Genomic DNA, 21,725 nt, shown 5'->3' on the forward strand with positions numbered 1-21,725 from the left:
GTAAACAAACTAATTAGGCCGTTACTCAAAGGTATTAAACACCTTTAACACAACTACAGATAGAGACTAACGAAATGAAATTAAAAGAAAAAATGGTTGGAAAAGTAGAGCAAAAGCTCCTAGAGATGATCCGTATGGATGTCGCTGAACACTACCCGACTGTCTCCGCCTTTTATCTAGAAGGTGGGCATTTTGATCCGCGTTATTCCGCTACCGAATTCTCAATAGATTCAATGGTAAAGGTGTTAAATGTCGCGAACAACGCGATTCTAGAGCACAAGAAAAAACTTAAAGTGGTGCTTGGCGTGTTGATAGACGATCTGGGCTTACAGTGTGGTAGTGAGTCTTGTGATATTTCTGCATCCCCAGCAATGGCCACCGACAGCCAAGGGCTTGCGCCATTACCTGACGAGCTAGAAGCCGTATTAAGTGATTACAGCATTGTAAAACGCGACCGCTTAGTACTTCAGGGTGAGCGCAATTGTAAAAACCGTGGGATCCAATCTTTACGTAAAATTATCTCGCAAGATTTAGCAAGTTTCCCACAATTGTCACTCGCAACGAGCAACGGTGTAACTAAAATTCTATTTGAAAACAGTAAGGGAGTAGACATCGTTTTAGCTGAGTCAAAAGATAAGGATATATGGACTGCAAAATGCCCGCTTATCATGGCGCAGCACTATAAAGATACATACCAAAAAGCACTGAAAATGAACCCTCAGGCAGGGGTATTCCACATTATGGACTTCTCTGAAATGGATGACTTTCACAAAGTCGTGAACGGTACTGAAGTAGCATTAGGACTTTTCCTACAAGACGAAAGCCTTGGCGACAATATCGTTAAGATCTCCAATATCTTCTTGTCTGACTTTGATATGGAAGATTATTCCATTAACACCCAAACCAGCACCCTAGCCGAAGCTTGCGAAGCGTAACGCACGCATTTATCCGCTTCAATTTGACTGTTGCCCCAATTTTATACGGAGATTTTTTATGTCACTCATTACAGCACTAGAGAGTAAGTCCACCACGGAAGCGTCGCTACGCTTTCCTATCTATTTGGATCATAACGCCACAACACCGTGCGACGAAGCTGTGTTACAAGCCATGTTACCTTACTTTTGTAACGACTTTGGTAATGCTGCGAGCATGTATGGTTTACATGGCTGGAACGCCCATAAAGCGGTCGAGCAAGCGCGTGAAAAAATTGCAGATGCACTTGGCGCACAACCTGAAAATTTTATCTTTACTTCTGGCGCGACTGAAAGCAACAACTTAGGGATCCGCGGCGTGTTTCGTGCTTGTAATCACAAAGGCAAACACATTATTACTTCGTCGATTGAGCACCCAGCAACGCTTGCAACACTTAGAGATCTAGAACATGAAGGCGCTCGCGTTTCTTATCTTGAGCCGCTACCAGATGGCAGCTTTGATATTGACGCAATGAAGGCCGCAATCACGCCTGAAACGATTTTAATCACCGTGATGTACGCAAATAACGAAATTGGCACCATTAATCCAATCGACGACATTGCCTTTATTGCAAAGCAACATGGCATTCTATTTATGTCTGACGCCACACAAGCGCTAGGCAAGGTCGATATCAATCTGACCACTTGCCCTATTGATATTTTAACTTGCTCGGCACACAAAATTTATGGCCCTAAAGGGGTTGGCGGCCTGTATTTAAGACATCAGCATGGCAATAGAGTGGTTGATATTAGACCGCAGATCACCGGTGGTGGAAGCGAGCAAGGGCTACGTGGTGGCACGTTAAATGTGCCTGGCATTGTTGGTTTTGCCAAGGCTGTGGAACTTGCACAGCGAGAACTGAGCAATGGCGCAATTGACAAAGTTGAGCAGCTAAGAGACAAGCTCGAAGATGGTTTACTGGAGCTGCAACAGGTGCAAGTCAATGGCATGAGCGAAGAAAGACTCCCCCATGTTTGTAACGTCTCTTTTCATGACACCGACGGTAAAAAAATGCTGAGCTTATTAAAGAAAAGCATTTCAGTCAGTACTGGCTCAGCTTGTTCATCAAGCAACCTATCGCCAAGCCACGTATTAACCGCACTTGGGCTTTCGGATGAACTGGCACAGGCAACCATACGCTTTAGCCTAGGCAGGCATACTACAGAAGCCGAAATTGACTTCGCACTCAACAAAGTTAGAGAAGTCGCAGCGCTAACTTTATTCGTTTAAATAATACTAAATTATTCCAGAACAAATACTTAAGGAGAAAAATATAACAATGGAAAACCTATCAAATTTAGCCAATGCACTTGATTACTCGGACATTATTCACCTTGAGTTTTACGTGCAGGAGCAGCTTGCAAAGGGGAAAGAAATTTGTGATTTGATCATTGGAGATTTTGACACGCAACAATTTCCGATGCCCGACTACCTTACCACACAGATCCAACAAGCTTACGAGAACAAGCAAAATGATTATCCCCCGCTTGAGGGGGTGTTATCACTTCGCGATGAGGTAGCAAAACAAACTAAAAAGCGCTTTAACGTCAGCTATAAACCAGATACGGAGATGCTGATCTCTGGCGGTGCAAGACCTTTGCTGTATTCTGCGATGCTCGCCACAGTGGGCGCAGAAGACAAGGTGATCTACCCTGTGCCTTCTTGGAATAACATGTTTTACACCACCATGTGTGGTGGCAAGCACGTGCCAATTGAAACCAGCGAAGCAAATCAGTTTTTACCTACCGCGGAACAACTTCAAGCGCATATATCTGATGCGCGCCTTATCACCTTATGCTCACCACAAAACCCTAATGGCTCCATGTTTTCAAAGCAACAGCTCGGTGAAATCTGCAACATGGTTGTCGCAGAAAACGTGCGCCGCAGAACGATAAACGCCAAACCGCTCTATGTTATCTACGACCAAGTGTACTGGATGCTGACAATGCAAGAGGTTAAGCATTATCATCCGGCGTCGCTTTGCCCAGATATCAAGCCTTACTTAATTGTGGTTGATGCTGGCACCAAAGCTTTTGCCGCAACAGGTATTCGAGTTGGGTGGGCGACAGGCCCACACGAAGTGATAGCAAAAATGCAGGTGATCCAAGAACATATAGGTGCAATGGCCCCGACGGCAGAGCAACTTGCCACCGCGGTGTTATTTCAAAATGAAGCCTATCTACAAAGTTATTTAGCCGGCTTTAAAGAAAAAATACTAGCCTCAATGGCGGTACTGCATCAGGGTGTTCAGGATATGAAAGGCGCAGGCATAGCAATCGATTCATTTATACCAAATGCCGGCATTTATATGACCTTGAAGATCGACGCCATCAATATGGAAACCCCCGATGGAAACGTACTCAAAAATGCAGATCATGTCAGTCGATATTTAATTGATAGCGCAGGATTAGCACTGGTGCCATTCGCCAGTTTCGGCTGTCGTTCTAAAGCGTCACAGCTTTGGTATCGCGCTGCCGTTTGTACGATTTCACCGAGTGAAATTGAAGCGGCGCTGCCAAGATTACAAAGTGCACTGCTCGCACTTACTCAGTCAAGACAATTACTCGAAGCTTAGCGCTATTTTGCACAACAAAAAAGCCAGTCTTCATCATTGAAGACTGGCTTTTTAACGTTTGGCTATTCTAACCTTCGGCTACTTTAGGCTATTTTGGCAAAGCCCATCTAAAATTGGACAGTTTGCATTTTCGTCACCACTACAGTTGTCCGACAGCTGTTTCAAGGTCTCGCGCATTTGCTGAAGTTCATTGATTTTATGTTCAATCTCATTCAAATGATGCTGCGCTATCGATTTGACTTCACGGCTAGTACGGTCTGGGTTTTGTAACAAATCGAGTAAAGATTGGATCTGCGCAATAGGAAACCCCAATTTGCGTGCTTGCTTTATCACACCTAGCAATTGTAATTGTTGCGAGTCGTACAGCCGGTAACCCGCTTCACTTCGTTTGCTGCACTTTAGTAGCCCGCTTGCTTCATAATGGCGGATCATCTTTGCCGAGAGCCCAGTACGCTGCGCGGCTTCGCCGATTGTGATCAGTTTTTCCATGACGTTTACTCCTTTGGTTGCCAACGTTGCAATAACAACGCATTGCTAATGACTAGTAAACTACTGGCCGCCATCGCCGCACCTGCAAAAATAGGGTTAAGGTAACCCAGTGCTGCCAATGGAATGCCAATGACATTAAAGATAAATGCCCAAAATAGATTTTGCTTGATTTTGCGATAGGTTAATTTTGCCATCGCTAAAGCAGATGCCACTAAGTTTGGCTCGCCACGCATCAGCGTCATTGCCGACGCGCTTACCGCCACTTCCGTACCGGTAGCCATTGCGATACCCAGATCAGCCTGTGCCAGCGCTGGGGCGTCATTGATCCCATCGCCGACCATTGCCACACAGTAACCTTGCTGTTGGGCATTAGCAATATACTCAGCTTTGTGCTCTGGCAGTACTTGCGCTTTATAATCGTCCAGTTCCAGCAATTTAGCATTGTACTGTGCACTACTTTGGCTGTCTCCAGTCAACATTGCAACTTTGATCCCTTGCTGCTTAAGCTGTTTGACCGCGGTATAGGCATGAGCTTTAAGCTCGTCAGTAAAGTAAAATAGCGCCAAAAACTCGCTGCTCAGTTCACTATTTTGGCTTACTAACCAAGATAAAGAAGCACCGGGTATTTCTTCTGGTAGCGCAGGTAAAGTTAAGCCTAACTCTTGCATCCAAAAACCGCTCCCCAAATAGACTGTTTTATCTTGGTATTGTGCTTTAACGCCTCTACCCGCTACCACTTTAAAGTCGCTTACAGGAAGTAATGATAATTGCTTTTCTTGTGCTTTGTTTACCACAGCCTTGGCAAGCGGGTGTTCGCTGTATTGCTGTAACGATGCCGCCAGCTGTAACACATCGTCTTGATGATACGTAAAAGTGTGCATATTGCTAAGCTCAGGTTTGCCCACCGTAAGCGTGCCCGTTTTATCAAAAATCACCATATCGATGGCAGTTGCTTGCTCCAATGCACCAGCATCTTTTACTAAGATCCCATAACGCGCGGCAGTGCCAGTGCCTGCCATAATCGCGGCAGGTGTTGCTAAACCAAGCGCACACGGGCAAGCAATAACAAGAACAGCCACCGCATTCAGAATACCTGTTGGCCAATCTCCAGTACTTAGCCCCCATGCAAAAAATGTAATGAGTGCAATCACCAATACCGCAGGTACAAATATCGCACTCACTTTATCCACCAACGCTTGCACTGGTGCTTTCGCGCCTTGTGCTTGTTCTACCAAACGAATAATTTTTGCCAACGTTGATTCCGCGCCAACACTGGTTGCATCCACTTCAAGCACGCCATCAAGATTCACCGAACCACCAGTAACTTTATCTGTTTGTGCTTTATAAACAGGCACGCTTTCACCGCTGATAAGCGCTTCATCTACCTGTGAGTGGCCTTCAACCACAACGCCGTCAACCGGTATACGCTCACCAGGTTTGATCAAAAGTCGTTCGCCGCTTTTTACTGCCGCAGCTGGGACTTCTTGCCAACTGTTATCACGCCAGACCATAGCCGATGTTGGCCTTAAGCTTTCAAGCGCTTTAAGGGCGCTGGTTGTACGTCGCTTGGCTCGGTGTTCAAGATACTTGCCCAACAGCACCAAACTCAACACAGCACTGCTGCTTTCGAAGTATAAATGTGGAGCGCCATGCTCACCGCTGAATGTCCACCACAAATACAGCGACAGGCCATACGCTGCACTGGTGCCGATGGCCACCAGCAAATCCATATTCCCCGTCCCCGCTTTTATTGCTCCCCATCCTGCACGATAAAAACGCGCACCAAAATAAAACTGAACAGGCGTGGCCAATGCCCATTGCATCCACGCCGGGAGCATCCAGTTTTGGTTAAACAACATGGCAAACATGGGTAACACCATAGGTAAGGTGAGCGTCAGTGACGCCACTGCCGGGAACCAATCAGCGCGATAAAAGGGAATTGCTGCCACTTGTTCGCTTGACTCATCAGGGTCTGCTTGTGGCTGTACCACAGTGTAACCGGCGTCGTTAAGCTTGGCTTCGATTTCAGCGAACGGTAACTCTGCCACTAAAGTTAAGGTTAGCTTTTCAGTCGCTAAATTGACCTCGGCTTTAATTACCTGCGGTAATGTTTGCGCCGCCTTTTCCACTCGGCTCACACAAGACGCGCAAGTCATGCCTTTAACTTGATATTGCACTTCATTGGTATTGACCTTGTAGCCAGCATCTTTAACCGCACTCACCAACGCCGACACTTCCGCACTGCCCTCAACAGACACCGCTTCCAAGGCTAAGTTAACACTGGCGCTGACAACGCCAGACACTTTCTCTAAGGCTTTCTCAACTCGGCCAACGCACGAGGCGCATGTCATGCCCGATACATTAAATTTTATTACCTTGTCCATTTCTATCTCCGCAAACGCGTTAACTCTCATTTTTGGACACTAACCCTTACCCTCATGGTAAGGTCAAATAAAATTGTTTGTTCATTCATCTAACAGAAGCTTATTGTTAAATAGTAGTTGACCTTACCATCAAGGGAAGCTTCACAGTGCAAACACTTTAATCCACAAAGGAAATAATGATGTTAAGACTAAGAGTAGAAAAAATGGTCTGCGGTCACTGCGTAAAAGCAATCACAGAAGCAATGCAAGCGGCTGATAGCCAAGCGCAAGTGAATGTCCGCCTCGATGATAAAATCGTTGAAATCTCAAGCACCAAAGGAGAAGACGAGATCATCACTATTATTGCCGACGCAGGCTATAGCGCAGAACTCATCAACGAAAGCTTTGCCTAACTCCCAGAAGTTATCAATCCAAGTCGACCCAAACCACTTTGCATTAGTAAGGTGGTTTATCCACTCACTTCCACCTTCATTGCCACTCGTACTTGTTTTATACAGCTCACGTTAATAAACGCTCACAATAATTCACACTTTGACAAAGCGCAGACTATGCGGAACAATTACGCCGTTTGTATTAGATAAAACCAATACAACTGCGACTAAAGGAATAATTTAAGGACAACACAATGAGCTTTATCGGCGCCGGTGCAGGCAGCGAAGCCCAGAGCGTGCAATACAATGTCGACGCGCAAACTGCCAAATTACGAACCTCAGGTTCTGCTTCTTGGCGGCACAACAATCCAGCCTTACTGCCATTGAATATTAGTGCAAAGCGAAATCAAGCGCTGGGACAAGCCTACCGTATTGCGATATTTTCCGACCGTGCTGCGGGTGAGCAAGCCTTTTTAGAAGAAATCGAAAGAGCCAAATACGGCGATTTTACCTTAGGCCAAATGGTCAATGCGTTTATTCCTGACTACATCATCGACCCACCACAATGGGATGAACAAAACCAAACGGCTGTTCTACCGCATATTGAGCCAATAACGGGAATGGATGTCAATCTGCCAATTAGCGACCCACAAGCATTCTTAGATTTGGTAACCCTTAAACTGGGTTGGCAAGTAGGAACTGAGAGTGATGTTGCCAGAGATTTTGAAGCCGAAGCCAGACAAGCAGCTATCGTTTCAAATACCAATGTTCTCATTAACGGTAGAACCGCTGTGCATAGTGGCAGCGGCGGTGTGTTAAGCACAGTAGACGTATGTTTGACTAAGATAGGCAAAGTGGTTGTGCCTATTCCTTATGGCAACATCGCCCGCTCATCAGACACCGCAAGCGTTGCCAGCTCAGTAAAAATTCAAGGTAACGGTGCAGCCAATATCAAGTCTAACTTTTCAAAAAGTACGGGAGACCAGCCCGGTAATAAAAAAGGTATCGCTAGTCGAACATTGGGTAAAAAAGCAGAGTTTCTGCAAGGCAGCTTTGATGTTTACATCGAGGGAAAACCGGCGGTTAGGCAGGGAGATTTAATGGTATCTAATAATAAAAATACGCCCCCCGCACCATTAAACCAACCCGGTGGTGCCACTCCTGCAGGCCTTGATGTAGTAATTGGCGCAGAACCACTAAGCCAAGACGGTACGAATAAGATCAATATAAAAGTGTCGGGCAGTAGTAAACCAAGCGATGAAGAGGTGAAGATAGGATGAGCCACACTTTACCAACCAAAACCAATGCTAACGGTAATTTTAGAGAACTTGTTTTTGAGGGCTATGCAAGCGACAAAGAAGTGGTGTCTTTGATGCTCAAAGACACCTCGGTTGATGGCACGAAAGAAGGCTATTATAAGGTCCCCCTTTACACTTCAAACACGGTAGACCAACAAAGCAGCGATGCCGACATTGAGCTGGTGCACATTTATCCATTTTTATACGACACGCCAGAACAACAACTACAATCGGCCTCTCCGGTAACCAGCGGATTTATCTATATTTATGTCGATGGCTATTTATGGCGTGAACTACAAGTTATCGAACCTGAAGACTTTGACGCTCCGGCGCTATTCTCAGATGTAAATTTGTATTGGCAAAAAGGCTTTTTAAGTTGGAAAAAGTCGGCCAATAAGCCAAACACTCGACCGCAAGGCACGCGTGCAGCAACCTGTAAGCCAACCAGCAGCATTCTCGTCCCGCATAAATTAAATGGCAACGAAGTAAGCGTAGAAATCGCATGGTCTGAAGTACAGTGGTCGTGGGAACAGATCTTGTTGTTTGGCGGTTTTAATGAACAGGATCCGCGCTTAAATACCGGCACACCACTCGCTGACGAAGAAAGACATAGCCCTGCCCCAGGAGATGCAGCAGCGCTCAGAGCACAGCGCATGACGAAGCTGGATAACTTAGGGCAATTTGCCACAGGCTATAACGACCAAGGCAAAGTAGTTAACACCCCGACACTTCATCAAAAGCTGCATCTTCCAGAACGCGATAAAATCGCCCAAGTGCCGATTTTTGACGGGATCCATGTGGCTCGATATTTCATCTCACAAATTCAAGATCTCACCACGGATATTCAGCATTTACTCAACAAATTATCAGGGTTAGATAGTGCAACCGGTAAAATTGATCTGCAACAACAAGCTAAGTATGAACTCGCCAGCTTTATGGTGCAGGTTTTTTACCATCAAGCCGATTCGATTTTAGATAAAGACATTGAAATTCAAGGCAGTGGAGAGACTCTTGTAGAATCTGATGAAGACGCCGTCGACTTTGCCAATAAATTAAAGGACTGGCGCACTTCTCATTTAGAGGAAGATAAATTCTTCAAGTTTTTGGAAGAAAAGGCCTTCCAAAAACTTGCTCGTCGCATTGCAGAAATCTCTGACGAGCTAGTCGAGTTCTTAAATCAAGAATCTCTTAGTGCAGGTTTTACTGAGTGCTTTAAAGACTATGCCTACCAATCAGATCTGAGGTTCTTTGAAGCATACGACTTAGTCACCGATGTATTTCTCGCGTTAAAGCCTCACCCAGCCGCACCGCTTGCACACCTTAATACAGACAAAGAGTTTTGGCATGAGTTAAGTTCAGGCTATCAGGGGCAAGATTTTATCCTGCAATGTCTGGGTCAACACCCGACAAAACCAGCTAAGCAAATCACCCAATTTTTGTTTCCAAAGCCCACAGGCGACAAACTACACGACTACGAAAAGGCGGAATATGATCGCTTTGCATTGCCTTTAACTAGCGCCAAAATACAAAAGATCCATGCTCAAGAAGCCATTTTGCCACAAGAAGAGAGTGAGCAAATGGGGCGCCGCCTCTCCCAAGTGATTATGGGTTTAGCAGGCAGTTTATTCGAAATTCCAGAGGCCGCTTATAACCTCTCTACACATCCGGGAACGCTTGGGGAACAAAAGGCCCAAACTCGTGAGGCAATGGATGCAACACAACATGAGATAGCGCAGTCAGAACAAGCCCTTATCAACGCTGAAAGAGAAAAAGCAAAAGCATTTAAAGAGTTACAAGAAAAGCGTGCTGAATATGAGTATAAGAAGAGTGTACTTGAAAACTTAACAGAGCAAGAACATGGAATGAGCAGAGCGCAGCTTGATCAACAATTAGAACAGGAACGTGCGCGTCTACGAGAGTTAGAGGCTAAATTTGCTAAAGCAAAAGTTGCCGTCAGTCGTTCTAGAAAACAGGTTAACTCTTTTGTGAAGGTAAACAATGCTTGGAAGAAGTATCCGTTTGCAAAGCTCATTGATGCAAAAGCGGACGTGTTGCAACCTTTGATGCGCTTGGTCGATATCTCAGCACCTGGGTACCTAGTTGAAGTGGAAATGAGAGTGCAAGATTACCTCAACGGGAATTTTCCTGAAGGGTATATGCCACTTGATCCTCAGTCTCGAAAATTGGCTGCAGAAAAGCAAATTAAAGAACTCAACCAAATTATTCGCGGCAGTAATAAACGCAAAATAGACGTTGGATATAGAGGCTCTAAGCTCAAACTATCGTTAGAAGACGTACTAAATTTAAACAAACGACTTGAATTTCTAACCCAGTCTCTCAATCAAGCGGAAACCATCACAACGATTGAAAGCAAAAACAAATCCATTGCATATTTGATAAAAATTACTGGTGCTGATGTCTCAGCCAAGTCAGCAGAATCAACAGCACAAGCGATATACGATGCGGCAGTAGAAGAGGCAAAACAGTATGCAACAGAGCTAGATAATCAACATGCAACACTTAAAAAGTTATCTGATAGGCTCGCAAACTTACAAAAATGGCAAAATGCGGCTGTGACCGAGTCTGTATCTGGGCAGTCATTAAAGGGAGGAATGGCGGGTATACTCGGTATTGTATATATCTTTGAAGTCGCTAACTTTCGACAAGCCTTTTTGAATTGGGATATGAGTGGAGATAGAAAACTCGTTGACTTCATGGGTAGTATTGCTGATCTAGCAGCGATTCATTTCTCTACTCTCTCAATGGTCACAGAGATGAAAGTTGGGTTACCTAGCCTGCGCCAATATCAAGAATTTCAACAGTACAAAATGGCTAAAGGAAATCTCAGCGCCGTTCGTAAGTTTGGTCCTGAGTTTGCAAAAAAAGCAAACATCATTACATGGACAGCTAGATTAAACCTCTTAGCATCTGCATATAGTGCCGGATTGTCAGGCTTTGATGCCTATTACGCGTTTAAACGCGGTGACTCTGGTGGCGCTGCAGGCCTCAGTATTGTAACAGCAGGCTTTGTCGCGCTAGCAGTTGAAACCGCGCCAACCATACTTGCCACGATCACCAGAGGCGTTATTTTAAACCCCATGAGTAAACTGGGCTATGTAGGACTCATTCTGGTATTACTTGGGTATGGTATTTATTATCTATTACGCGATGAACCACTAGAAGCTTGGATTAAAGCGTGCCCTTGGGGCAGTGACGCATATGGTGGTGGCGAGCGTGATTGGTTTGGTGACAACCCCTATTACTGCTGGAAGACAAACCCTGAATATGCACTTCATAGTCTCTATGATCAGTTATTTTCTCCAAAAATAGTTAGCGACGTATCTGTTGTACAATTACACACACCTTCTCGGATATATGACAAGGTAACCTCCAAAGGCAAGTTCCAAGTTGCAAAGTTTAATGTGCAAATACCAGGTCATATTCCAGAATCAGAGCTTGGTTACTTAGACATTCAGCTGGACATTCGCCCACTATTAGCTGGAAAACCTTGGAGCTCATTAATTGCTGTCGCACCCACAGGACAAGCTCAAACGGCGTTGGATTACTTTTGGCAAAATACCAATATCTTCGTTAATTCTAGTTTAACGGGTTTAATTATTGAATTTGAAGAAAGTGCTCTTTATCCCTATTTTGATAAATTCAATCATTCTAAAATTCAAATTAGAATGCGGTGTCGAAAATATCCTAGAGGTAAAGGAGCAACAATATACTCAGGTTCATCTCAAGAGTTAAAGTTACCTGCGTCAGAAAGAGACGAAGAAGGAAAGATAGATAAGCCAGATCTTTGGGCTGAGCAAGTCATTAACGTCGAAATCGAAGATTATGGCATGAGCCCTGCTGGTGTGTTGCAGCGACTCCTAAATTAACTAAAGGCTACCCATGAGAGACAAGTTAAAATCCAATCAATCAGTTCTCGCTTTTATAGCTATTTTGGTAAAAACAATTGTTGAAAAGGTGATGGAAACTGAGGGTAAAAAGGAGACGCAAACGTTAACTCCCTCGGCACCTGTAGATAAGGTAGTGCATGATCGGCCAATAGAAGAAACACCGCTACTAAAAATAGAGGACTCGATACCACGAGACTTTAACATTAGTAAAGGCATGCAAAAAGTGGCTGTAAATAGTAAAGCAGACTTTGTCTTGCAAGATAATAACGTGCTCTCATCGAACCTACGTATCGCATTAGGCGGAGCTGACTTTGCGCGAGCAGGGAAACTTGCGAATATCGTTTTTGCTTATATGGCCTCAATATTTGCGCTTGTTTGTCTCCCCGTATATCTGAAAGAGTCTGAGCCTCATATCCTTTACCTTATGATTGGGTTAGTGGCGTTTGCAAGCTTCGTTTTTTATCGAGTTCACAGAATTAAACACCATACATCTGAGATACTACGGGTAGACTTCTTCCGAAATACCGGCCTCGTCACATTTCCCATTGGCAATAATGAAGGGAGCTTCTCGTTAACACTTGATGAAGTTGAACTGTATATTGTAAAGGTCTCCTCGGGTAAAGGTGTGAGGCATAACTTGGCGTTTTTAGCCCCACTGCGATACCCAAAAACACTTAAGCGCCAGACACTTTATTCAACCGATTGGGAGCCAAAGGATATGGACAGCAGCGTGCAGCTGTGGAGTGAAATTCACCGTTTTATGGATACCACTCAGCCCATACCAAGTTCGTTTTATAAAGGCTGGCAAGAAACGCTAGAAAGCCCCTATCTTGACCACCAAGACCATATTCAAATATTAGGTGAAGATTTAGTAAAACAAGCCCCCTTTTATGACCTAAAAAATAACCGCCCACTAGATAAAGAGTTTTGGTGATACTCGAATTAATCTCTATAACAAGGAGTTTTTGTGACAATAAAAAAGTTAATTAAGAAATGCGTTGGGCATATTCTAGATGAAGGAACGCCCACTCGTGCAATCAGTGATGTGAGTGTGCAAAATCAACAACCCAAATATGGTCAAGCTTATCAACAACAGCCGCAACAAGTAATACGGAATGGTCAGCAAGTTACGATGACAAGATCTCAAGTTTCAACAAAGCGAGAGCCCAACCCAGTCGCTGAATTTTTGATTAAAGCCATTGTTATTTTGATAGGCATCTTTGCAGTTGGTGCTTTATGTTTCGATGCATATTATTTAAATAAACGAGGCGACAATGCAGCTGTCGGCTTAATGATGGCAGCCGTTGGTGTGATGTATGGGTATCACTTTATTATGGCAAAGCTTAGCGATTACACTCAGCTTATAAAGACATCCCGTTTTGTAGGATGGGGCTTAAATGTAGCAGGTACGTTTTATAGCCTATTTATCTTTGCTGATTTGCTGTCTGACTTTCGCGGGCACTCAGAGGATCAAGTAGCCCTTATCATGGCGTTCATCAATATCGTTTTTATAGGACTTTTGTTCTTTCTAATGCAAAAGATAAAGCAACCCACAAAGCAAATTGATTAAACTCCTTGAAGTAATAAGCCACCGCTAAAATCGGTGGCTTACTATTTTGAGCCTGTGCGCATTCAGGAAACCTGACTTACTGACTCTTTTGCATTAACTTCAAATAGTTATTGTAAATATGGCTTACTTGCATCGTTGATTTACCTGCACTTATACCATGGCAGCTGAAACAGTTAGCTGGTTTAATTTGTGGCTCGCTGCCAGTGACATCGCTGAAAGTTTGGGTATAAGTTTCCATAGTAATATTGGCAACTGCCAATGAGCCGCGTAACGCCTCGTTGGCTCCCTTACCCACGATATTGCCACTAATGCCATTTGCAAAATCGTAATCTTGCGTGCTCAGCCAGATTGATCCGGCGTAAAAGTAGTTACTCCAAACTGGATTCTTTTGTTCCAGTTTTACATTCACTAAGCTATTTAGTTCAGTAATATTATTGAAGTTAGTTTCATCTTGAGCTTGTTGTGTCTGACTCCCCACCAGCTCAGGGTTATTACCCGCTATATATGGATTGCCGTTTGGCACGCCGTACTGATATAAACGAAACGTGTTGGTCGTAGTTTCAGAAGCTGGATACGTTAAATGTGCATTTTGCACCTCAGTTCCGCCCCGATAAAATAGCAGATCGTGACTATTACTCACTACTTTATCTTGCTGTAAGTAAGCCGTGCTTTTCTTAAACTTTCCCTCAGAGCTGTAGTAATCTGGTGCACTCAATTTATGCTCGAACGTCGCCCAAATAAACTCTGGGTGATTTTCAACCACACCGACAACATGCATGCCAACGAGCGCTACTTCTCCCGTACCGCTATATTTATTGTCTTTTTGGTAAACCGCTTTACGAATATAAAAATGCTCAGCTAAATCAAGCTTTGGATAGACTTGCTGCAGCGCTTTGACATCCATCCAAGCAACCTTTAACTCAACCGACCCCACAGCAAATTCAGCTTTGCTATCTGCTTTAGGGTGGGAGGTTGCTGACTTCATATAAGTATCGTTAACGTGGATCGAATAATGTACGGGCGTCCCACCAAACTTGCTGTAAATAACACCATCTGATCCTGCTTGATTTATATCTTCAAGGATCAACACATTTGCGGGGCGAAGTCCGGTTGGATTTAATAAATCATTCCATGGGGCAAAATAAGGTTTTAGCGCATTATCAACCTGCCAAAACCCAGAACCAAACATCAACAAGCCACCAGGAGCACGCTTGTCAGGCTGCGTTAAATAAAGAAACTTATTCCACGACCACTGATGAAAATCGCAGTTTGTCGAGAGATCTTTACCATCTTTAAATGCAAACGGACTATTTGCACCTTCAGGAGGGTTTGGCACAGGGCTGCCAAACCAATCGTTATTCGGTTTACAAGAAGTATCGTTCGAGTAAGCAAGCGCACTTGGCGCAGCCAGTGTACTTGTAGCAAGCAATAATGACATTCCAAGTAGTTGGAGTTTAGTGCGTGTAATTGATGACGGTAGCATGATGCTTTCCTTAAGATGTAAAACTCCTGTTAAATCTAGTTCATCAAAACGGAAGTTATCAATTACACAGCATTACATTTAATCTGTATTTCACCCTTTTTAAATACTTAAAACCGCATGTTTATCGCCTGCTGATCCGTTACTTACTGCGGTGAGCGAAGCTAAAGCTTTGCTCTGGCACCAGCTGACCGCTTAAATCGTTTGGTGTTGAGTAAAACGACACATTGAGCATGTCTTTTTGGTTGTCTAATTCGATATGCGCAAAGCCCCAAGTAAAAGCTTTATTCCAGACTAGGTCGTACTCTGGATAACGCTTTTCTTGATAGTTAGCAAGCGGTGTATGCGTGCCGCGCATTTTTGATGCGGCGCCGCTGATAATAAGTGGTAACTTAGGCTTTGTGTTTCCAGGGAGTACACGTGAGCAGTCGTCCGTTAACAGTTCCAAATCATGCTCATGGCCTGCGATATATGCATCTGCATACTCACATAGTTCGGGTAAGATTAAGCGGCGTAATACATGAGCTTCGTCATATTTGGTGCCACCAATCGACCAAAGTACATGGTGTCCATATACAATTTTCCATTTTGCGGTTGAGTTTTTAAGCCCATTTGCAAGCCAAGCCAATTGCCTATGATCTTCCCCATTGACAGGTTGCTCATGTTTTTCAATGTCTTCAACTTCGGCTTGACCACTCGCCAGTGCACTTGCCAGTCCCTGTTCACTACCATCCGGTTTTAGTGGAATTTCGTAATAATGCTGACCAGAGAGCAACATATTGGTATCAAGCACAAAGAACTCGACGTTATTGCCTTTCTCACCAAAGGTGTAGCTGTAATAACCTTTGCCATCCATATGAAAATTAGCTTGCTTAGCCATCCACTCGGTCTGTAATTTCACGCCGCGACGAGACGTCTTCCAATCGTGGTTGCCCAATGCTGAGTACACAACCAACTCTGGGTTTTGAATAAGGAGTGGCTTTAGCGGCCCTAGAATCAAGTCATCCATACGTTTTTGGTCGTCTTTGCCATCGTTAGCCGCCGCACCGTCAGGATAGATGTTATCACCAAGCTGAATAGCAAAGTTGCATGGCTTTTTCTCACACAAAGAGGCCATTGCCTGTCCAACCACCAACGCACCGGTTTCCTCCGTTGCGGTTTCGGTTCCCGGATAAACATAGATAGGCGCATGGTTGAACTCTTCGAGCGGGCGATGCTCTTCTAACCAATCCGCCTTTTCAGCAGCAATAAACTCGGCCTTATTTTTAGGTGATTTAATGTGCTTTGTTTTTGGATAATCTGGGTGATAGCCTCCATCACCAAAGGCCAGAAAGTTAATATTTTCTGCGGCTTGTGCTGCACCACTAAGCGCGAATAGTAAAGCTACTGATGTTATTTTCATTGTTACCAACACAGTGTTACCACTGCATCCTCCTGCATATAAATAAGGTGGGTGTCCTGCTAATACAGCTCGGTGTCCTGCTAATACAGCTCTGCTAATACTGCTAATACCCTAGCTCGATACGGTGGGTGCTTTTACAAGGACACCCACCTCTACTTTTTTCTGTTAGAAGGACGTTACCGTTACTCCAAGCTCAAATGAACGACCATAGGTTTCGTATTGGTAGTTGTAACGAGTGTCGCCTTGATAAATGCTCATCGGCTCGTCGGTTAAATTGATCGCGTTGAAATAAAGCTGAGTTTGCTCGGTATAAAAGTACTTCATGCTGAAATCGAGTTGCAGATGGTCGTCTTGGAAAACGCGCTGCTTGTTCTCTTCAAACAAAAAGCTTTTGCTCTTGTACGATGCACTTAACCTTGCGCTTATTTGGCTATTTTCATAACCAAACATCAGATTGCCCACGGTGTCGGATTGGTTTGGTAGATTGTCATCTGCGTCAATAAATGTACCATTAGCTGAGAACATCAAACCGTTTTGAAAGTTCTTCGTGTACGCAAGCTCCACCCCTGTCAGTTCAGCGGCGCCGCCATTAACGCTTTGAATAACTTCTTTATAGCCTTGCCACTGACCGTTATCTTGCACCTCGGCTTTGGCAATAAAATTATCGATGTTTTTGTGAAAAACGCCTGCAGATAACACGCCAATCGCGCCGGGGTAATATTCTACCGAGAAGTCATAGTTTGTTGACTTGTATGGGTCTAAGTCTGGGTTTCCGACTTCGGCTTTACGCTCAATTTCAACTTCGCCATCATCTTCTGTGGTCTCTGTTTCTATGATTTGAAATGCTGCTGCATCTTCAAAACTTGGACGCGCAAGAGTCTGTGTATAGGCAAAACGAGTGATCAGTTTATCGCTGATTTCATAGCGTAATGTTAAGTTTGGTAATAAATGGTCGTAGCTATCTTCAACTTGCCATTGGTTGATCTCGACGCGTTCAACGTCATTCACTTCATCATTAATGAGTTCAACACGATTACCACTCGTTGCATAATCTGTGTCTTCGTATCTAAAGCCCGCAATAACATTGAGTTTATCAATGTCGACCGTCAGCATGGCATAGAGCGCGGTGACGGTTTCTTCACTGGTGTATGAGCGACCTTGTGTTTCAATGTCAGTTTCAAGCTGGTTTAGCTCAAGGGCACTGCGATTACTGTAGAAGTAGTCGCGGATCTGGCCGCGACTTAAACCCGGACCAAAGGCCCCGAGATCATACTCAGGCTCATTGGCGGCAAAGTCTTTCGCCGTTAGGTCATCAAAGCCGCCGTCATATAGTTTGGCGTCAACGCGGTTAAACTTTTCACGGTCAGCATATTTACCACCAAATTTAATTTGCGCATTGTGACCAAGTAAAATGAAGTCTTTAGTTAAGTCCAGTCTAAAGCTGGTATTTTCATCTTCACTTAGGTTGTTCTCCCAGACAATTTCATCGATTTCAAAATTGCTAAGCTGCTGGGAAGCTTCATCCGCTGCAAGCGTGGGTGTCTTACCATCCAGTACATACCCTAGCGCAAAGTCTTCTCCAGCAAATGAGGTATCCAAGCGATTTGGCTCGCTTTCATCTGATTTCGAGTAGCCAATACTGTATTCAATAAACCAATCCTGCACTAAGTTTTCGCCGCCCAAAACCACAGATAAAATGCTTTGCTCTTCATATCTGTCTTTGGTATCTCTATCCATTTCTGCACCTGAGAAATAGGCCGCATTTTGGCTTAGCTCATCGGCAAATACATCGCCTTTGTCAAACTTGTACTCATTGCGTTGACGAAATTCATCGTCAGAAAACTTGCTGTAGAGCATGCGTAAGTAGTATTTGTTAAACCCTTTGTGATGGACATCAAGATTCAGTGCCGCCCCTAAACGCTCTCGCGTAATACGATAGTGGCGCTGCTCCATTTCCTCAGCACCAAAGAAGCTCACTTCTTCTCCTGAGTTCACATCGTCCATTTCTAGTTCCATCCAGCCGCCATCGGTTTCCATATTATGAGAACCAAACTCACGCTCAAACCAAGATACCGCCGTTGCAACCCCAACTTCCACCTCTTTGCCTGCGGCATAAATATCGGTGAAGCTAAACGACGCTTTTGGGCTGGTCTCGCTCACCTGTTCATTGTGTGACGCTTGTAACGTTACGCTGTAGCTCTGCCCTTCTCGGTCAAAAGCACTGAGGCTTTTTACTTCGATGCTACCGCCCACCGCTGATGCGTCCATATCCGGTGTGACCGTTTTGCTCACCTCTAGGCTTTGCACTAACTCACTTGGGATGACATCCATCGCCACCGAGCGCACGCCCGCTTCAGGAGAAGGCACGTTGGCACCATTGATGGTGACGTTGTTTAGATTTGGGTCGATCCCACGAATTGCCACAAAACGGCCTTCACCTTGATCTCGTTGAATAGAAAGTCCAGGCAGACGTTGCAGTGCTTCTGCTGCGTTTTGATCCGGCAACTGACCGATGGAATCCGCGCTGACGATCGACTTAAGTGACAGAGCATTTTTTTGTCGGTTTAATGCACCTGCTTGTCCAGCTCTTTGCCCTACAACAATAATATCGTCCATTTGGCCCGTTTGAGAACCAAGCTGTACTTGAACATCGGTGACTTGGTCATCAGTAATTGTGATGCTTTTAGTCACGGTTTCAGCGCCAAGATAACTTATCTCAAGCGTATAATTACCCGCTGGGACATTCGTTGCGGTAAAGCGACCATCTCGCTCAGAGATAAGGGTTCTATCTAATTCTTTGATCACCACTTTAGCCCCTTGAAAGTGGCTCTTTTGTGATACGGAACTGACTTGCCCTGTTAGGGTGTTAGCATTTGCAGCTGAGCTTAACGTCAGTCCAGCGCAGATCATCGCAACGGCAGAAAGTGTAAAGCTAGTCGGTAGATTTTTTTTCATTATTTGCTCGCACAGGTTGAGTAGAATTTTAGCGCCCCGCTAAAACGTCGCGGCTACCCTAGTGCGAAAACGTGACGCTTTTATTTCACTTGAGTGCGCTGCAGCCTTTAACAGGGCGTTTATGCCGGCCGAACTCGTGAATTTGAGCCGATATGACCCCCCAGCGCTTGGGGTTTTGGCAACGATATTTAACCTGAACTCTGAATAACAATCGGTTTGCTAGCTGCAGCTATGCAAAAGTGTTGCGGTTTTTGTCATAAAAACATCGCCTTTACTGAGCTAAATTGACCCTATCAGCACCAAGCGCAAATTTTTACTATATCGCTCTACATTTTGACTAGACAACAAACATGAAACTTCAGCCTTTTTTACTTCATCAATCGCGGTGGTTGCTACTAGTTATACTCACACTGGTTGCCATTACCATCACGGCCTATACCTCAGTACTGCGACCACTGTCGGACGTCAATTGGCTCGATAGCCTTGGTGAAGGTGGCCTCACGCTGATGACACTGATTTGGATTGCGGTGACCTTGCTCACTCGACCAAAAGGACTCGTCACTAACCTACTGTTTGCAGGGTTGAGTGCCATGTATGTTTCTATGCTGTGGGATTTTTTAGATGAGATGGTGGTGTTCACACCCCATTATTTAACCAGTTTTGAAGCGATCCCTGCTTGCTTTGGCATGGTGCTGATGAGTATTTCAGCCTATTACTGGTACAAAGAACAAAGCATATTCAATCAAACCTTAATGAAAAAAGAGCGTTTTTATCGTGACCACAGCATGACCGACTTTGTCACCGGCCTCTACAGCGTTGAGTATATGCAAAATCAGGTTCGCCACGAACAATCCCGCCTTGCCAATGGCAATAGCCCATTTTGCTTAACACTATTCGATATATGTGATTTTGCCGCTTATTCTCGCCAGCATGGTTTGCAAAAAAGTAATCAGTTACTGCGCGATATTGCCGATATGCTCTCTTTGAGCATGCGAGAGAGTGATCTGCTATGTCGTTTTGCAGCAGATAAATTTGTGGTCGTTCACCCGCAAACCAACCATATTCAAGCCCAAGCTTTTGCTAACCGTGCGGCCGAATTTATCGCCCGCCATGCCAACTATGATGACGGTGAAAACCAGCCGCAATATAGTGCAGTGAGATGGAGCTGTATCGAAGTTGATGACAAACACTGTGAATTTGAACCTCTGATAGCAGCGCTTGTGAACGAGCTGAATCAGACCAAGGTAGCTGCGGCTTAATGTCCTATTTTGAGTGCCAAACAAAACAACTTGCGAGTCGCTATTTTGCACTCCCCTTGGTGGAGTTGGCTTTCCAGCACGGTGTACATGCAGACGTCATTTTGAAAGGCAGTAAATTGTTTTATACCGATCTGCACGCTAATCCAACCTGCATTAGTTATGAGCAGTTTGAAACAATAGTAAGCAACCTTGTCAGTCAGGCGAGCTGTCAGGAAGTCAGTTTTATTTACGGCCAATACCTACTTAATACGCTGATCAGTCACCATGCCGAGCTGCTATTTAATTGCCACAACATACAGCAATTACTCAAAGTTCTACTGCTTAAAGGTTTGGATATATTGCCTTTTTACCACATTAGAAAACTCCAGACAGAAACAAGCTGCCATTTACTGTTTTCACCCGCCATTGCAGAAGGTAAGCCTGCGGTCACGCGATTTTTATGCGAAACAATGGCAAGCCTTTGTTGTGGCTACCTTAAGTGGCGCAGCCCAGAAACCACATTAACATTGCAGTTTCCGTATACAAAGCCAAAACAAGTCGCGCAATACCTGAGCCATATACACCTAGCTTACAGCTTTGATCACAGTGATTTTGCCGTTGTAATGAGTAACCAAGCTTTAGCTCAGCAGCAAATTGGCACTTTTCCTTATTTAGTGGCTCGGCAGTTAAAAACCTTGCCCTCACCACAGCGTGGATTTCTCGCCCAATTGCATCGCTTACAATTAAAATATCCTAAATATCATAGTGAGCAAATCGCTGAAATGATGGGCATGAGCGCTGCAACTTTTAAACGTAAACTCAAGCTACATCAGACTACTTTTATTAACGAAAAAGACAGACTGCATCGTCAACAAGCCATGTTTTATGTGACTGAGCAAGGCTATTCCAATGAACAAGTTGCAACCGCTTTACAGTTTAGCGACATCACTAATTTTCGCCGCGCATTTAAGCGCTGGACGGGATTAACGCCTTCTTACTTTCGTAAAGTGTAAAAGCTAAAGAAGTAAATGAATATAGGAGGCTAATAAGATATTAGCCTCGACAAGAGAGTAAATTTAGTTA

15 protein-coding genes are annotated in these 21,725 nt (G+C 44.4%); 10 read left to right on the forward strand and 5 right to left on the reverse strand.

Features of this window, described 5'->3' with window-relative positions; translation table 11 throughout:
- Nucleotides 1–74: 74 nt before the first annotated feature.
- The 3 genes from MHN30_RS15220 to MHN30_RS15230 are packed head-to-tail and all read left to right on the forward strand — an operon-like array spanning nucleotide 75 to nucleotide 3,547.
- Nucleotides 75–935 (forward strand): hypothetical protein, encoded by an 861-nt coding sequence (locus MHN30_RS15220; RefSeq protein ID WP_130165885.1) that lies wholly within the window; start codon nucleotides 75–77, stop codon nucleotides 933–935.
- Nucleotides 936–993: 58 nt separating this feature from the next.
- Complete coding sequence (locus MHN30_RS15225) at nucleotides 994–2,202, forward strand: cysteine desulfurase family protein (RefSeq protein WP_239360195.1); 1,209 nt, start codon at nucleotides 994–996, stop codon at nucleotides 2,200–2,202.
- Between the two features lie 49 nt (nucleotides 2,203–2,251).
- Nucleotides 2,252–3,547 carry a pyridoxal phosphate-dependent aminotransferase gene (locus tag MHN30_RS15230; protein ID WP_239360197.1) on the forward strand — a complete coding sequence of 432 codons (1,296 nt, stop codon included), beginning with the start codon at nucleotides 2,252–2,254 and terminating at the stop codon, nucleotides 3,545–3,547.
- Between the two features lie 78 nt (nucleotides 3,548–3,625).
- Here MHN30_RS15230 and cueR read toward each other — a convergent pair whose 3' ends face one another.
- Together cueR and MHN30_RS15240 are read right to left on the reverse strand one after the other, a co-directional pair.
- Nucleotides 3,626–4,036 carry a Cu(I)-responsive transcriptional regulator gene (gene cueR / locus MHN30_RS15235; protein WP_010369762.1) on the reverse strand — a complete coding sequence of 137 codons (411 nt, stop codon included), beginning with the start codon at nucleotides 4,034–4,036 and terminating at the stop codon, nucleotides 3,626–3,628.
- A gap of 5 nt (nucleotides 4,037–4,041) precedes the next feature.
- Nucleotides 4,042–6,420, reverse strand: coding sequence for a heavy metal translocating P-type ATPase (locus tag MHN30_RS15240; RefSeq protein WP_239360199.1), 2,379 nt, complete (start codon nucleotides 6,418–6,420; stop codon nucleotides 4,042–4,044).
- Between the two features lie 176 nt (nucleotides 6,421–6,596).
- On the opposite strand from MHN30_RS15240, the gene MHN30_RS15245 reads away from it, so the two are divergent.
- From MHN30_RS15245 to MHN30_RS15265, 5 genes are all read left to right on the forward strand, one after another.
- A complete protein-coding gene (locus MHN30_RS15245; protein WP_239360201.1) occupies nucleotides 6,597–6,812 on the forward strand; it encodes a heavy-metal-associated domain-containing protein in 216 nt (71 codons plus the stop codon).
- A 233-nt stretch (nucleotides 6,813–7,045) separates the two neighbouring features.
- Nucleotides 7,046–8,071 (forward strand): DUF4150 domain-containing protein, encoded by a 1,026-nt coding sequence (locus tag MHN30_RS15250; protein WP_239360203.1) that lies wholly within the window; start codon nucleotides 7,046–7,048, stop codon nucleotides 8,069–8,071.
- Nucleotides 8,068–11,976, forward strand: coding sequence for a hypothetical protein (locus MHN30_RS15255; RefSeq protein ID WP_239360205.1), 3,909 nt, complete (start codon nucleotides 8,068–8,070; stop codon nucleotides 11,974–11,976). The genes MHN30_RS15250 and MHN30_RS15255 overlap by 4 nt, the downstream gene beginning before the upstream one ends.
- A gap of 13 nt (nucleotides 11,977–11,989) precedes the next feature.
- Nucleotides 11,990–12,931 carry a hypothetical protein gene (locus MHN30_RS15260; RefSeq protein ID WP_239360207.1) on the forward strand — a complete coding sequence of 314 codons (942 nt, stop codon included), beginning with the start codon at nucleotides 11,990–11,992 and terminating at the stop codon, nucleotides 12,929–12,931.
- A 33-nt stretch (nucleotides 12,932–12,964) separates the two neighbouring features.
- Nucleotides 12,965–13,567, forward strand: a complete 603-nt coding sequence (locus MHN30_RS15265) for a hypothetical protein (RefSeq protein WP_239360209.1) — start codon at nucleotides 12,965–12,967, stop codon at nucleotides 13,565–13,567.
- A 76-nt stretch (nucleotides 13,568–13,643) separates the two neighbouring features.
- Here the strand turns inward: MHN30_RS15265 and MHN30_RS15270 are convergent, their stop codons facing one another.
- The 3 genes from MHN30_RS15270 to MHN30_RS15280 all read right to left on the reverse strand — a co-directional run bounded on the left by MHN30_RS15270 (nucleotide 13,644) and on the right by MHN30_RS15280 (nucleotide 19,404).
- Complete coding sequence (locus MHN30_RS15270) at nucleotides 13,644–15,050, reverse strand: hypothetical protein (protein WP_130165877.1); 1,407 nt, start codon at nucleotides 15,048–15,050, stop codon at nucleotides 13,644–13,646.
- A gap of 139 nt (nucleotides 15,051–15,189) precedes the next feature.
- Nucleotides 15,190–16,449 carry a metallophosphoesterase gene (locus tag MHN30_RS15275; RefSeq protein WP_130165876.1) on the reverse strand — a complete coding sequence of 420 codons (1,260 nt, stop codon included), beginning with the start codon at nucleotides 16,447–16,449 and terminating at the stop codon, nucleotides 15,190–15,192.
- A gap of 165 nt (nucleotides 16,450–16,614) precedes the next feature.
- A complete protein-coding gene (locus MHN30_RS15280; RefSeq protein WP_239360211.1) occupies nucleotides 16,615–19,404 on the reverse strand; it encodes a TonB-dependent receptor in 2,790 nt (929 codons plus the stop codon).
- Nucleotides 19,405–19,754: 350 nt separating this feature from the next.
- Between MHN30_RS15280 and MHN30_RS15285 the strand changes: the two genes are divergently transcribed.
- The gene (locus tag MHN30_RS15285) at nucleotides 19,755–20,663 is read left to right on the forward strand and encodes a diguanylate cyclase (protein WP_130165874.1); all 909 of its coding nucleotides are present in this window, start codon (nucleotides 19,755–19,757) and stop codon (nucleotides 20,661–20,663) included.
- A complete protein-coding gene (locus MHN30_RS15290; protein ID WP_130165873.1) occupies nucleotides 20,663–21,655 on the forward strand; it encodes a helix-turn-helix domain-containing protein in 993 nt (330 codons plus the stop codon). Before MHN30_RS15285 ends, MHN30_RS15290 begins: the two co-directional genes overlap by 1 nt.
- Nucleotides 21,656–21,725: the final 70 nt, after the last annotated feature.

This window comes from Pseudoalteromonas sp. OF7H-1 (assembly GCF_022347825.1).
Lineage (GTDB): Bacteria > Pseudomonadota > Gammaproteobacteria > Enterobacterales > Alteromonadaceae > Pseudoalteromonas > Pseudoalteromonas maricaloris.